The sequence below is a fragment of the Kitasatospora sp. NBC_01539 genome (assembly GCF_045040525.1).
Taxonomy (GTDB): Bacteria; Actinomycetota; Actinomycetes; order Streptomycetales; family Streptomycetaceae; genus Kitasatospora.
In genome coordinates, this window is record NZ_CP109390.1 from 8,450,582 (window position 1) to 8,464,184 (window position 13,603).

13 protein-coding genes are annotated in these 13,603 nt (G+C 75.7%); 10 read left to right on the top strand and 3 right to left on the bottom strand.

The genetic code is table 11. From position 1 onward, the window contains the following. Nucleotides 1-219: 219 nt before the first annotated feature. The 8 genes from OG335_RS36620 (at nt 220) to OG335_RS36655 (ending at nt 5,700) form a co-directional block, all read left to right on the top strand. A complete protein-coding gene (locus OG335_RS36620; RefSeq protein ID WP_405009564.1) occupies nt 220-462 on the top strand; it encodes a chaplin in 243 nt (80 codons plus the stop codon). A 67-nt stretch (nt 463-529) separates the two neighbouring features. Continuing rightward, complete coding sequence (locus OG335_RS36625; RefSeq protein ID WP_405009563.1) at nt 530-1,078, top strand: hypothetical protein; 549 nt, start codon at nt 530-532, stop codon at nt 1,076-1,078. 210 nt (nt 1,079-1,288) lie between these two features. Continuing rightward, nucleotides 1,289-1,663, top strand: coding sequence for a hypothetical protein (locus tag OG335_RS36630; RefSeq protein ID WP_405009562.1), 375 nt, complete (start codon nt 1,289-1,291; stop codon nt 1,661-1,663). 135 nt (nt 1,664-1,798) lie between these two features. After that, the gene (locus OG335_RS36635) at nt 1,799-2,335 is read left to right on the top strand and encodes an ATP-binding protein (RefSeq protein ID WP_405009561.1); all 537 of its coding nucleotides are present in this window, start codon (nt 1,799-1,801) and stop codon (nt 2,333-2,335) included. An 88-nt stretch (nt 2,336-2,423) separates the two neighbouring features. Further along, complete coding sequence (locus tag OG335_RS36640; RefSeq protein WP_405009560.1) at nt 2,424-2,717, top strand: fasciclin domain-containing protein; 294 nt, start codon at nt 2,424-2,426, stop codon at nt 2,715-2,717. 393 nt (nt 2,718-3,110) lie between these two features. Continuing rightward, nucleotides 3,111-4,034, top strand: a complete 924-nt coding sequence (locus tag OG335_RS36645; protein ID WP_405009559.1) for an ABC transporter substrate-binding protein — start codon at nt 3,111-3,113, stop codon at nt 4,032-4,034. Next, on the top strand, nt 4,031-4,927 hold the full coding sequence (locus tag OG335_RS36650; protein WP_405009558.1) for an amino acid ABC transporter permease: 897 nt from the start codon (nt 4,031-4,033) through the stop codon (nt 4,925-4,927). The genes OG335_RS36645 and OG335_RS36650 overlap by 4 nt, the downstream gene beginning before the upstream one ends. Beyond that, nucleotides 4,924-5,700, top strand: coding sequence for an amino acid ABC transporter ATP-binding protein (locus OG335_RS36655; protein ID WP_405009557.1), 777 nt, complete (start codon nt 4,924-4,926; stop codon nt 5,698-5,700). The genes OG335_RS36650 and OG335_RS36655 overlap by 4 nt, the downstream gene beginning before the upstream one ends. 111 nt (nt 5,701-5,811) lie before the next feature. On the opposite strand, the gene OG335_RS36660 is transcribed toward OG335_RS36655, so the two are convergent. The 3 genes from OG335_RS36660 to OG335_RS36670 all read right to left on the bottom strand — a co-directional run bounded on the left by OG335_RS36660 (nt 5,812) and on the right by OG335_RS36670 (nt 9,987). Continuing rightward, entirely contained in the window at nt 5,812-7,482 is a 1,671-nt protein-coding gene (locus OG335_RS36660; protein WP_405009556.1) for a SpoIIE family protein phosphatase, read from the bottom strand. Nucleotides 7,483-7,897: 415 nt separating this feature from the next. Continuing rightward, nucleotides 7,898-8,458, bottom strand: a complete 561-nt coding sequence (locus tag OG335_RS36665) for a cysteine hydrolase family protein (protein WP_405009555.1) — start codon at nt 8,456-8,458, stop codon at nt 7,898-7,900. A gap of 110 nt (nt 8,459-8,568) precedes the next feature. After that, complete coding sequence (locus OG335_RS36670) at nt 8,569-9,987, bottom strand: amidohydrolase family protein (RefSeq protein WP_405015302.1); 1,419 nt, start codon at nt 9,985-9,987, stop codon at nt 8,569-8,571. 483 nt (nt 9,988-10,470) lie between these two features. On the opposite strand from OG335_RS36670, the gene OG335_RS36675 reads away from it, so the two are divergent. Then, the gene (locus OG335_RS36675) at nt 10,471-13,059 is read left to right on the top strand and encodes a bifunctional FO biosynthesis protein CofGH (RefSeq protein ID WP_405009554.1); all 2,589 of its coding nucleotides are present in this window, start codon (nt 10,471-10,473) and stop codon (nt 13,057-13,059) included. 143 nt (nt 13,060-13,202) lie between these two features. After that, entirely contained in the window at nt 13,203-13,595 is a 393-nt protein-coding gene (locus tag OG335_RS36680; protein ID WP_405009553.1) for a hypothetical protein, read from the top strand. The last annotated feature ends 8 nt before the right edge of the window (nt 13,596-13,603 follow it).

The window sequence follows — 13,603 nt, forward strand, 5'->3', positions numbered from 1 at the left end:
CGGCCGCGGCGGCCCGCACCGACCCCCGCGGCGCGCGGGCCGCGGGGGCCGCGGGGGCCGCGCTCACGGCTCCACCCCCGGCCGGCGGGCTCCCCGCCTGGGCCGATCGGGTGGATCCGGGGGCGGGCACCGAACCGCGGACCGGCAGGCCGCGAACCACCCGTGTCAGCGGAACGGCTGACGATCCGTCCGATCCGTCTCGCACAAGGGAGTTCCACCATGGCCTTCGTCCGTACCTCGTGTGCCGTCGCCGGGTTCGCCGCCGGTGCCGTCCTGCTCGCCGCGGGCGCCGCGTCGGCGAGCGCGGGAGCCTCCGGGCTCGCCGCGGGCTCGCCCGGCGTGCTGTCGGGCAACCTGGTCCAGGTGCCCGTCCACGTGCCCGTGAACGCCTGCGGCAACACCGTCGGCGTCGTCGGCCTGCTCAGCCCGGCCTTCGGCAACGCCTGCGCCAACCTCGGCTGACGACCGGACGGCCCGGTGGGGCCCGCGAGCCGCCCCGCGGGCCCCACCGGCAGGAGAAGGAGACGCTGTGAGCCTCGCCGTACCGCAGGGCCGCGGCAGCCTCCTGCCGCCGGGTGTCCGGCGATGGTTCCGCGCCTGGCACGGACGCGGCCTGACGGCCCGGCGGGTACGGCGGCCCCGCCACGGTCCCGCCGCCCGCCGGGCGGACGCCCGGACCCGCCGGCACCACGCGCTGACCGCGGCCGCCGCGGCGCTGGGCGAATGCGGTCTCGTGTGCGGCTGGGACGACTGGTTCGTCATCACCACGGCCTGCCGGCGCGACCGCCGGTTCGCGAGCCCCTCGGTGTTCGCCATGACGGCGCTCGGCGAGCACCTGGTGGACATCCCGCAGGACGGCAGCAGCATCGGCGCGATCCTCGACGGGCTGCGCCGCGCGGCGGCCCGCCGGTTCGCCGCCGCCCCGGACCGGCGCCGGGCCGCCGACCTCTACCGTGCGACCGCCACGGCCCTGGTCGCCGCAGGCCGGGGCCCCGGCGCGCGGAGCGGTACCGCCGGTCCCGCTCGCGCCGCAGGCGCGGCCGAAGCCGCGCGGCCGGTCCTGGAACTGCGCCCGTGAGCAGGATCGTGAGCGGTGACCGTAGGACGTCCGACGGTTGAAGAATTGACCGTACTTTCCCGCCGATCGCCCCGTCCGCGCCGGGCCCGCGTGCGAATCAAGGTCATGGAACGCACCTCGGCCCACAGCGTGACGACCGGCGCACTCCGCGCCGGACCCACCGGGTCGGGTGACGGACGGTCAGGAAGGATGGGCAGGACGATGCATGCCATGCGAACGAAGCGGTCGTTGGCGGTCGCGGCGACCTGCGTGATGCTCGGAGGCGGTGCCGCAGTGGCGACGTCCGCGGCGTCGGCCTCGGCGACGACCACGGCGTCGGCGCCGACCGTGTCCGCGGTCTCGCACGACAAGGAGTGCCGCTGGTACCCGGCCCACTGGGAGAACCAGCACGTGGCCGGCCACTGGCAGAAGGTCTGGCACGCGGGCTACTGGCAGAACCAGTGGCACCCGGGCTGGTGGGACTCCCACCACCACTTCCACCACGGGTACTGGCACAAGGTGTGGCACAAGGCCGGGTGGGAGCACAAGTGGATCCCGGCGCACTGGGAGAAGACGTGGGTCGCGGCCGGCTGGTACTGCCGCTGACCACCGTCACCGACGGAAGCACGACGGCCCGGCGCCCCGAGGCGCCGGGCCCTCCCCCGCCGGACGGGCGCCCGACCCGTCCGGCGCCGCACCGGGGCGGATGACCCCGCCCCGACGTCACGGAGGCGTCCGGCCATGACCACCGCACAGCCCCGACCACCAGCCCGCTCGCCCGCCCCCGCCCTCGCTGCGGCACCGGCACCTGCACCTGCACCGGCGCGGCCGACGGCCGACCCCGAGACCACCGGCTGGAGCGAGCACTTCACCGACCGGCCCCAGTGCGTGCGCGGTCTGCGGGACCATGCCCGCGCCTACCTCACCCGGGCCCACCTGCCCCGCCCGCTGCGCGACGACGCCCTGCTCGTCATCAGCGAACTCGTCACCAACTCGATCCGCCACACCCACGGTCCGGGCAGCCTCCGGCTGGCCGGCGGCCCCCACGGCCTCGACGTGTCCGTCAGCGACGGCGGCCGCGAGCTGCCGGTGCGCCGCCACGCCGACGCCCGCACCGCCACGGACGGCCGGGGCCTGACGCTGGTCGCCGCCCTCTGCGACACGGTGACCATCACCCTCGACACCGGCACCGGCAAGACCGTGACCGCCCACCTCGTACCCGCGGCCCCCGCCCGGCCCGCGGCCCCGCCGCTCCCCGGCCGCACCCGCCGCTGGTGACGGTGGTCCCCGGACCCGTCCGTGGCCGGCCGCTGGAGCGCCGACGACATCCCGGCCCGACACCCTGAACTCGGCGGGGGACGTCACCGTGTTCGCGCCGACCGACGCGGCCTTCGCGAAGATCCCGAAGGTCGACCCGGACGCCCTGCTCGCCGACGCGGCCGAGCCCACCGAGGTGCTGACGTGCCGCGTGGTGCCGGAGCGACTCGCCCCCGCCGCCCTGCCCGGGGACCACGCCGGCCTGGAGGGCGGCAGGGGCACGGTGACCGGCTCCGATGAGGGCCTCATCGTCAACGGCACCGCCACGGTGCTCTGCGGCAACGTGCAGACCGCCGATGCGAACGTGCAGATCGTCGACACCGTGCCGATGCCGCCCCGGTGAGGTCCGAGGGTCCGAGGGCGCCCGGCCCGACGGCGGGGGGAACGCTGCGGCGGCTGCGACAGGCTGTCCGGAATGTGGACAGAATCCGGACGCTTCTGGACAGGCGTGCGCTCGGGGTGCGAACCTCCCGCCATGCTCCCGGCCCTTCAGCGGGCGGCGATCCGCCGCGCCGAACCGATCCGGGTGCCCTCCTGTCGTCGCACCGGCCGCTGTCCGGGCTTCTGACGCTGCATCGGGGGCACCGCGGACGCGCTGCCCCCGCCCCGCCCCGCCCCCGGCGGCGGCATCCGGCCGCCGGGCCGGCCCCGCGCGCCGCCCTCACCGCGCCCACCAGTGTCCCGACCTGCGGACCGGTGCGCGCGGCCCTCCCTCCCCTCCCTCTGGAGTCCCGACATGACTTCCGCTTTCGCGAGCCGCCCGACCGGCCCCACGAGCCGCCCGACCGGCCCCGCGTCGCTGGCCGCTCTCCTGCTCGCCGCCTCGGTGCTCGCCGCCTGCGCGCCGCAGGACGCGGCCACCTCCGGCCCGGCCGCCGCGAGCGGGGCCGGTCAGGGGTCGGCCGCCACCTGCGCGAAGGGCGCGCTGGCCACCCACAAGGCCGGCACCCTGACGGTCGGCACCGACAAGCCCGCCTACGCACCCTGGTTCGCCGACGACGCCCCGGCGAACGGCAAGGGCTTCGAGTCCGCCGTCGCGTACGCGGTCGCCGACCGGCTCGGCTACCCGCAGGACAAGGTCACCTGGACGGTCAGCCCGTTCGACAAGGCGTTCGCCCCCGGTGCCAAGGACTTCGACTTCGACATCAACCAGGTGTCGATCAACGACGACCGCAAGAAGTCGGTCGACTTCTCCTCCGGCTACTACGACGTCCGCCAGGCCGTCGTCGCGCTCAAGGGCACCAAGGCCGCCTCGGCGAAGAGCCTCGCCGACCTCAAGGGCGTCAAGCTGGGCGCGCAGGTGGGCTCCACCAGCCTGACCGCCGTCACCGGCCAGATCGCCCCCACCACGCAGCCGGCCGTCTTCGACAGCAACGACCTCGCCAAGACCGCGCTGAAGAACGGTCAGATCGACGCGCTGGTGCTCGACCTGCCGACCGCCTTCTACGTCACCGGCGCGGAGGTCACCGACGCCCGGGTGGTCGGCCAGTTGCCGAACGCCGGCGGCGGCACCGAGCAGTTCGGCCTCGTGCTGGACAAGGGCAGTGCGCTGACCGGCTGCGTCACCGCCGCGGTGGACGCGTTGCGCGCCGACGGCACCCTGGCCCGCCTGGAGAAGCAGTGGCTGTCCGACGCGGTCTCCGCGCCGGTCCTCGGGTGAGCGCCGCCACGGCCGGGGGCGTGCCGCCGGCGGCCGGTGCGGAGGCCCCGTACCGGCCGTCCGCCCGGCGGCTCGCCCGTGAGGCGTACCGCCGGCGGCAGGCCCGCCGCTCGGCGCTGATCGCCGCCGTCAGCACGGCGGTGACGGCGGTCGTGCTGTACCTCGTCGTCGTCGGCTCGCCCGGCTGGCAGCGCACCCGGGAGACGTTCTTCGACGCCTCCTACGCGCGGCAGGCCCTGCCGGAGGTGCTCCGCGGCCTGCGGGTCAACCTGGAGCTGATGGCCGTCTGCGGCGTGCTGATCCTGGTGCTCGGCCTGGTGCTGGCCCTGCTGCGCACCCTGCGGGGGCCGGTGTTCCTGCCGGTGCGGCTCCTGGTGACGGCGTACGTGGACTTCTTCCTCGGCCTGCCGATGATCATCTGCCTGCTCGTCATGATCACCGGTGTGCCCGCGCTGCGGCTGACCGGCGTCACCACCGACCCGCTGCTGCTCGGCGGTGCCGCGCTCGTCCTGACGTACTCGGCGTACGTGTCCGAGGTGTTCCGGGCCGGCATCCAGTCCGTCCACCCGAGCCAGCGGGCCGCCGCCCGGTCCCTGGGCCTGACCAACGCCCAGGCCATGCGGTACGTCGTCCTGCCGCAGGCGGTGCGGCGGGTCGTGCCACCGCTGCTCAACAACCTGGTCTCGCTGCAGAAGGACACCGGCCTGGTGTCGATCGGCGGCGTCATCGACGCCGTCTTCGCGGCGAAGATCATCACGGCCCAGACCTTCAACTACACGCCCTACCTCGTCTCGGCGCTCGTCTTCATCCTGCTGACCGTGCCGCTCACGCGCTTCACGGACTGGGTGACGGCCCGCGCCGACGGGCGGCGCCACCAAGGAGGTGCGGTGTGACGGCGGTGGATCCGACCGTGCCCGTGCTGGCCCTGCAGGAGGTCCGCAAGGCCTTCGGCGACCACGTCGTGCTGCGGAGCGTCGACCTGGCCGTGCCCGCGCACTCCGTGACCGTGCTCATCGGCGCCTCCGGCTCCGGCAAGTCGACGCTGATGCGCTGCGTCAACCTGCTGGAGGAGATCGACGACGGCGCCGTCCTGCTGGACGGCGAGGAGATCACCGACCCGGCGGCCGACCAGGACGCCGTCCGGCGGCGCATCGGCGTGGTGTTCCAGCAGTACAACCTCTTCCCCCACATGACGGTCCTGGAGAACGTCACCCTTGCCCCCCGCCGGGTGCACCGGGTCGCCCGGGCCGAGGCGGAGACGCGTGCGCTGGACCTGCTCGGCCGGCTCGGGCTCGCGGACAAGGCCCGTGAGTACCCCGACCGGCTGTCCGGCGGCCAGCAGCAGCGGGTCGCGATCGTCCGCGCGCTGGCCACCGGGCCGAGGCTGCTGCTGCTCGACGAGATCACCGCGGCCCTCGACCCGGAACTCGTCGGCGAGGTGCTCGCGGTCGTCCGCGACCTCAAGGAGCAGGGCCTGACCATGGTGGTCTCGACCCACGAGATGGGCTTCGCCCGCGAGGTCGCCGACCAGGTGTGCTTCCTCGACGCCGGTGCGATCGTCGAACGGGGCACCCCCGAGCAGGTCTTCGGCGACCCCCGGCACGACCGCACCCGCCGGTTCCTGCGGCGGATCACCGAGGCCGGACGGTTCGTGCCGGGATCGTGACCCGGACGGGCCCGCCGCCGTTCGGACGGGCCCCGCGGCCCTCCGGACGGCCCCCGGCGGCTCCGGGCGCGGCCGTGCCCGGCGGGCCGGGGAAGGGGCGCCGGGAGCCGCTCAGGCGTCCGGGGAACCGTCGAGCTGGAGCATCAGCAGGGCCGCGTCGTCCTCGGCGTCGATCCGTTCGGTGAGGCTGTCACGGAGGTGGTCGGCCAGGGCGTCCAGGTCGGCGGGGCCGGCCGAGAGGACCGCCGCGAGCCGGGCGAGTCCCTGGTCGAGGTCCTCGCCGGGGCGTTCCACGAGACCGTCGCTGTAGAGGACGAGTGTGTCGCCGGGCCGGAGGCGGAAGCGGCTGTGCGGGTAGACCGCGGCGCCCCACTCGACGGGCAGGCCGAGCGGCGGGCCCCCGGCGACCTCCCACCAGGTGACCGTGCCGTCGGCGTGCCGGACCAGCGGCGGCAGATGGCCCGCGTTCGCGGCCCGGACCGTACCGGTGGCGGGCGCGACGTGCACGTACAGGCAGGTCGCGAAGCGTTCGGCGTCCATCTCGGCGAGGAAGGCGGAGGCCTTCGCGAGCACGCTCTCGCAGGGATGGCCCTCGCGGGCGTACGCCGTCATCGCGATGCGCAGCTGGCCCATGATGGCGGCGGCCTCGGTGTCGTGGCCCTGGACGTCGCCGATGGCCAGGCCCACGCTGCGGTCGGCGAGCAGGACGGCGTCGTACCAGTCCCCGCCGATCCAGATGCCCTCGCGGGCGGTGCGGTAGCGCACGGCGATCCGTCCGCCGGGGACGTCCGGGATGCGGCGCGGCAGCATCACGTTCTGCAGCCCCGTGGCGATCTCCCGGGACCTGTCCAGCAGCATGGCCCGCTGCAGGGACTGCGCGATGGCGCTCGACCAGGCGGTCAGCAGGGTGCGGTCCTCAGCGGAGAACGAGCGCTTGCCCTCGTAGACCATCGACATGGCGCCGATCGCCCGGCCCTGCGCGATCAGCGGCAGGAACGCGGCGGCGGTCGCGCGGGTGCCCGCGACGTACCGGGCCAGCCGCGGGTAGCGGTCGATGAACGTCTCCAGGGAGGTGAAGAACAGCGGCTCGCCGGACCGCACGGCGTCGTTCAGGGGCCACGGCTCGGCGAGGCGGGCCCGCTGGAGCTCCTTGACCTGGGCGTTGGTGGTGCCGACCGCCGCGACCAGGCGGATGCGGCCCTGCTCGACGACGCCGAGCGAGACGCCCTGCGTGCCGAGGCGGCGCATGCTCTGGTCGCCGGTGAGGACGTCGACGACGTCGGCGACGCTCATCGCCTCCGCGAGCGCGTGCGCGACCTCGCGCATGGCGTCCTCCTGGCGGCGCCGGTCGCTCTCCGCGAGCAGCCGCAGCGCCGAGTGGGAGAGCTCCTGGGTGGCGTCCCGGAGCACTCCGACCACCCGGACCGCCCCGTACGCGGGGTGCCGCACGACCTGCCCCTGGGTGTGGGTCCAGCGGGTGCCGCCGCCGCGCAGCCTGATGCGGAAGTACGTGCTGTAGGAGTCGGCGCGGCCGGCCACGATGTCCGCGACCAGCGCGGTCAGGCGCGCCGACTCGTCCTCCGGGATGCGCTGGCCGAGGTCGTCCGCCTGGCCGTTGTACTCCTCCGGCAGCAGGTCGAAGACGGCCAGGCCGTTGTCGTCGAGGGTGAAGCGGCCGCTGGCGGGCTCCCACTCGAAGCAGCCGATGCCGTTGGCCGCCAGGGCCTCGGCCTGCTCGACCCGGGCGGCGGCGCCGCCCGGGGGAGCCGTGTCCCGGCTCAACGCGGCCGGCTCCCGGCGCGGCGCGTGGCCGCGGCCCCGCGCGTGGCCGCCACGGCGAGGCCGGGCCCGGTCGTGCGTGTGCACCCACCAGCCATTCGGACCTCCCGGGAGAACGGGTCGATGTCCAGAATCTACCGCTGTGTTCCGTATCGGGTGGTTGCGAGGAGGAACACCACGCGCCCGATCAGCCGTCCGCGGGGCAGGCGTGCGGGTCGTGGGCCGTCGTTCCGTCCGGTCGTCCCGGTGCTGGTGCTGGTGCCAGGACCGGTGCCGCCCGGTGACCGGGTGGGCAGGCCGTCCAGCGGGGCGGCCCCGAAACCGATGCAGGGCGAGGGCGAGGGCGGCGCCGGGGTGCGCGGCACGTCCGTGCCGGGGCACGGGCGGGCGGGGAGGCGCCCGGCCGCCGGCGCCGGGTTCAGGACGGCCCTGCGAAGTCGACGTCCGCGGTGGCGACCGTCCCGGCCGTCCGTCCCGGGGCCGTCTGGTAGGACCAGTACAGGTTCGTGTGCGCGACGACCTGCTCCGGCGGCGGTGCGCCCCAGGCCGTCTGGTCCTCGGTGGTGTGCGCGTCGCGGACGAGCGTCGCGTCGTACCCCCGGACGAGTGCGCCGTGCAGCGTCGAGCGGATGCACACGTCGGTCTGCGCGCCGACGACGACGAGCCGCCCGACCTCCAGGTCCGCGAGCACCTGCTCCAGCGAGGTGGCCTCGAAGGAGTCGCCGTAGTTCTTCTCGACGAGGGGTTCGGTGTCGCCCGGCACGAGTTCGGGCACGATCCGCCACTCCTCGCTGCCCCGCACGAGCCCCTCGTCGGAGTGCTGCACCCACACGACCGGCACGTGTTCACGCCGGGCCCGGGCGACCAGGCTGCCGACGTTCGCGACGACCGCGTCGCGCGCGTGGGCGCCCTCGACCACGCCGTTCTGCACGTCGACGACGAGCAGGGCGGTGCGCGGCCTGTTGCCGAGTGTGGTCATGGTCTTCCCCTGCCCGTGGTGGATCTCCGTGTCCCCCCGCACGATAGACCGGGGCGCCGACAACCGGGCCGACAACCGGGCCGGACCCGGGATCCGCCGGCCGGGTGGCGTCAGCCGGGTGCCGCCTCCCGGGTGAGCAGGGAGCCGCCGACCGGCCGTCCCCCGATCAGGGTCAGGCGTACGAGCGCCGTGTCCAGCCGCCGCAGCACCTCGCCGAGCGGCGCGCCCAGCAGGACGAGGTCGGCGGCGACCCCCACCCGCACCCGCCGCACCGGCCCGCCCGGGAACGCGGCGGGGGAGAGGTAGCCCGCCAGGGCCCGTCCGACCGCCAGGCGCTCCCCGGCCGCGACCGTCCCGCCCGAGCGGGTGCGCCGCAGCACCGCCGCCCGCATCACCGCCCACGGGTCGAGCGGACCGTACGGGGCGTCGCTGGAGAGACCGAGCGACACCCCCGCCGCGACGAGCGAGGCGCCGCGGTGCACGTCCGGCAGCCGGGCCGGGGGGACCGACCGCAGGTAGTCGTCACCGAGGTCGGCGATCAGCCCGGGCCGGCCGACGACCCGGAGGCCGAGCCTGCCGATCTCCGGCACCGCCGCCGCGGGCACCAGCAGGGGGTGGTCGATCCGGTCGCCGGGCAGCACCCCGGCCTCCTCGACCGCCGCGAGGAACGACAGCACGGCCTCCCCGGTCGCGCAGTGCGCCGCCACCGGCCGTCCCACCCGGTGCGCCGCCGCGATCCGCGCGGTCAGCGCGGCGTGCCCCGGCAGTCCGCCGCCGGGGAGCCCGATGCGCCACGGGCCCGCCACCGGGCCCGGGTCCGGCAGCGGCACCCCGAGCGGGGCGCCGAGCAGCAGCACCCGCTGCGGCAGGTCGCCCCGGGCCGTCGCCGCGGCGACGGCGTCCACCGCCGCGGGGTCGAGCGCCGGACCGGCGTCGGTGACGGCGGTGATGCCGTGGTCGGCGAGCTGCCGTCCCAGGGCCGCCGGCAGGAGCGGCCCGGCGGCGGGCAGCCGGTCGGCCAGCCAGGCGTCGGCCTGCCGCAGCCGGCCGGTCGGGCGGCCCGCCGCGTCGCGCTCGACCCCGGGGCGGTCCGCCGTGTCGAGGCCGACGGCCGCCACGGCCGGGCCGTTCAGCACCCACAGGGCGCCGCTGCGGTGCCGGACCCGCACCGGAACGTCGCCGCGCAGCCGGTCCAGCCCGGCCGCGTCGAGGTCGCCCGCCACCGACACGTCGTAGCGCACGCCCCGCACCCAGCCGTGCGCGTCGGGCGCCGCCCGGTGCAGAGCCGCGGACAGCGCGGCCGCGTCGGGTACGGCGGACGGCGCGCACAGCACCGCACCCGACTCGGCCGCGGTCGCGAACAGGTGCAGGTGATGGTCGGTCAGGCCCGGCAGCAGCGCGCCGCCCCCGGCGGCGACGACCGCCTCGGTCCCCTCCCGCGGCAGCGCCGGTGCGATCGCGGTGACCAGCCCGTGCCGGATCCGCACGTCCACGGGCAGGCCGTCGACCTCCGCCCCGCGGATCAGCATCCCGCTCACGGCGTCGGCATCCCGGCCCGCCCGGGCCGCGCGGGCCGCCGCGTCCCGGTCGGCTGCCGGGCCCCGGCGGTGGTGCCGCCGTACGCACCGGTGCACGCCCGGCCGGGCACCGGACCGGTGCGACGTCCCCTCCATGCTCCTGCCATGTCCAGGATGCTAGGGCAGGACCTCACCGGCCCCCGTGACCCGCACCCCGCGTCCGTACCCGCGTCCGTGTCCGCCCCCGTGACCCGCACCCCGCGTTCGTCCCCGCGTCCGTGTCCGCCCCCGTGACCCGCACCCCGCGTTCGTCCCCGCGTTCGTCCCCGTGCCCGGCGCGGCCGCCGCACCGGCCCGGTCCGCCCCCGCTGCCGCAACACGCCCGCCATCTGCCGCAGTACGCCCGCAGCACCCCCGAAACACGCTCGTAGGACTACCGCGGACGTGACGCACGCCGCGCGCCGGGCCGCGGACGGCGGCGGATATCGTCTGGACATGAATGCCGTCGAACCATTCGCGAACGCGCCCGTCCCCACCACCTCTTCCATGCGTCGCGCGTTGCGCCGGGCCCGTGACGGGGTCGCGCTCGACCGCGCCGAGGCGGCGGTGCTGCTGCAGGCGCGCGGTGACGATCTGAGCGACCTGTGCGGCTCGGCGGCGCGGGTACGGGACGCGGGACTGGCCGAGGCCGGACGGCCGGGTGTGGTCACGTACTCCCGCAAGGTGTTCATCCCGCTGACACGTCTGTGCCGGGACCGCTGCCACTACTGCACGTTCGTCACCGTGCCGGGCAAGCTGCGGCGGGCCGGGGAGGGCATGTTCCTGTCGCCGGACGAGGTGCTGGACATCGCCCGCGCCGGTGCGGCGCAGGGCTGCAAGGAGGCGTTGTTCACGCTCGGCGACCGGCCCGAGGACCGCTGGCCGGAGGCCCGCGAGTGGCTGGACGCGCACGGCTACGACGACACCCTCTCGTACGTACGGGCCATGGCCGTGCGGGTGTTGGAGGAGACCGGCCTGCTGCCGCACCTCAACCCGGGCGTGCTGTCGTGGACGGACCTGCAGCGGCTGAAGCCCGTCGCGCCGTCGATGGGGATGATGCTGGAGACCACCGCGGAGCGGCTCTGGTCCGACCCGTCCGGGCCGCACCACGGCTCGCCCGACAAGGAACCCGCCGTCCGGCTGCGGGTGCTGGAGGACGCGGGCCGTTCGTCGGTGCCGTTCACCACCGGTGTGCTGATCGGCATCGGCGAGTCCTTCGGGGAGCGGGCCGACGCGCTGTTCGAGATCCGGCGGGTGGCACGGGAGTTCAGGGGCGTGCAGGAGGTCATCGTGCAGAACTTCCGTGCCAAGCCCGACACCGCGATGCGCGGCATGCCCGACGCCGAACTGGAGGAGCTCGCGGCGGCCATCGCGGTCGCCCGGCTCGTGCTCGGCCCGTCGGTACGGCTCCAGGCGCCGCCCAACCTCGTGGACGGCGAGTACGCGCTGATGATCGGCGCGGGCATCGACGACTGGGGTGGGGTCTCGCCCCTGACGCCGGACCACGTCAACCCGGAACGCCCCTGGCCGCACATCGACGACCTGGCCGCCCGGACGGCCGCCGCAGGCTTCACGCTGCGCGAACGCCTCACCATCTACCCGGAGTACGTGCGCCGCGGCGAACCGTGGCTCGACCCCCGGCTGCTGCCGCACGTCGCGGCGCTCGCCGACCCGGAGACCGGGCTGGCCCGCGAGGGGGTGCTGCCGGTCGGGCTGCCGTGGCAGGAGCCCGAGGAGCCGCAGACCGGTTCGGGCCGCACCGAGCTCTTCCGCACCATCGACACCGACGGCCGCACCGGCGACCGCCGGGCCGACTTCGAGGAGGTGTACGGCGACTGGGAGGTGCTCCGCGAGCGCGTGGGGAACGCGGTGCCGGAACGGCTGCCGACGGGCGTGCGGGCCGCGCTCGCCGTCGCGGCGGACGCCCCGGAGAAACTGACGGACGATCAGGCACTCGCGCTGTTCGGCGCGGAGGGCCCGGCGCTCGACGCGCTGTGCGCGATCGCCGACGCGGTGCGCCGCGACACCGTCGGCGACACCGTGACCTACTGCGTCACCCGGAACATCAACTTCACCAACGTCTGCTACACCGGCTGCCGGTTCTGCGCGTTCGCGCAGCGCCGCACCGACGCCGACGCCTACACGCTCTCGCTGGAGCAGGTCGCCGAACGCGCCGCGCAGGCCTGGGAGGTGGGCGCGACCGAGGTCTGCATGCAGGGCGGCATCCACCCCGACCTCCCCGGCACCGCCTACTTCGACATCGCGCGGGCGGTGAAGGAACGGGTCCCCGGGATCCACGTGCACGCCTTCTCGCCGATGGAGGTCGTCAACGGCGCCACCCGCACCGGCCTGTCGATCCGCGACTGGCTGCAGCGGGCCAAGGAGTCCGGCCTCGACAGCATCCCCGGCACGGCCGCGGAGATCCTCGACGACGACGTCCGCTGGGTGCTCACCAAGGGCAAACTCCCCGCCTCCGCCTGGGTCGACGTCGTGACCACCGCGCACGAGCTGGGCATCCGCTCCTCCTCGACCATGATGTACGGCCACGTCGACACCCCCCGCCACTGGCTCGGACACCTGCGGCTGCTCGCGGAGATCCAGCAGCGGACCGGCGGCTTCACGGAGTTCGTGACCCTGCCCTTCGTGCACACCAACGCCCCGGTCTACCTCGCGGGCGTCGCCCGGCCCGGGCCCACGGCCCGCGACAACCGGGCGGTGGTCGCGATGGCGAGGCTGCTGCTGCACCCGCACATCCCCAACATCCAGACCTCGTGGGTCAAGCTCGGCGCCGACGGCGCCGCGGACATGCTCCGCTCGGGCGCCAACGACCTCGGCGGCACCCTGATGGAGGAGACCATCTCCCGCATGGCCGGCTCCTCGTACGGAAGTTACAAGTCCGTCCGCGACCTGGAGGCGATCGCGGAGGCCGCCGGGCGGCCGGCCCGGCAGCGCACCACGACCTACGGCGAGGTGCCGGCCGAACGCCGCGCCGCCGCCCTGGCGTCGGACGGCCACCTGCCGGAACTGCTCCCCGTCCTGGACTGAACGCCTGCGGCCGCAGGTCTGTTACAGGACCGCGCGGCGGCCGTTACACGGACGGCGGTGGACCGTGAGGAGGGCTTCCTAGCGTGGTGCCACCAGCCCCCGTTCACCGGAACGGGGGTGGTGAGCAGTTCGGAGGAAGTCCCATGTCACGCACCTCGTCCGTGCGCCGTTCCGCACGGTACGCACTGGTCGTCGCCGGAGTGGCCGGAGCCGTCGTGCTGTCCGGCGGGGCGGCGATGGCCGACGGCCCGTCGGCCTCCCCGGCCCCCGTGACCCGCACCCCCGCGGCCAGTGCCGCGCCCACCGCCCCGACCAGCGCCCCGCCCGCCACGAAGATCCCGGCCAGCCCCGTCCCGTCCGTCACGGCGCCCGGCGCCGCGCCTGCGCGGCCCGTGCCCCGCGGCGGCGCCCAGACCGGCGAGGCGGAGCGCGGCGGGTCGCCGACGGCCGTGCTGCTCGGCGGGGCGGTGGCCCTGGCCGGGGTGGCCGGCGTCGGCACCGCCGTCGTCCGCCGCCGTGCCGGCGCCCGCGGCTAGCCGGAACC

Bases quoted from the DNA above. Each gene is read 5' to 3' on its own strand.
- OG335_RS36620 (WP_405009564.1), top strand. From the start codon at position 220: ATGGCCTTCGTCCGTACCTCGTGTGCCGTCGCCGGGTTCGCCGCCGGT.
- OG335_RS36630 (WP_405009562.1), top strand. From the start codon at position 1,289: ATGCGAACGAAGCGGTCGTTGGCGGTCGCGGCGACCTGCGTGATGCTC.
- OG335_RS36635 (WP_405009561.1), top strand. From the start codon at position 1,799: ATGACCACCGCACAGCCCCGACCACCAGCCCGCTCGCCCGCCCCCGCC.
- OG335_RS36645 (WP_405009559.1), top strand. From the start codon at position 3,111: ATGACTTCCGCTTTCGCGAGCCGCCCGACCGGCCCCACGAGCCGCCCG.
- OG335_RS36665 (WP_405009555.1), bottom strand. From the start codon at position 8,458: ATGACCACACTCGGCAACAGGCCGCGCACCGCCCTGCTCGTCGTCGAC.
- OG335_RS36670 (WP_405015302.1), bottom strand. From the start codon at position 9,987: ATGCTGATCCGCGGGGCGGAGGTCGACGGCCTGCCCGTGGACGTGCGG.
- OG335_RS36675 (WP_405009554.1), top strand. From the start codon at position 10,471: ATGAATGCCGTCGAACCATTCGCGAACGCGCCCGTCCCCACCACCTCT.
- OG335_RS36680 (WP_405009553.1), top strand. From the start codon at position 13,203: ATGTCACGCACCTCGTCCGTGCGCCGTTCCGCACGGTACGCACTGGTC.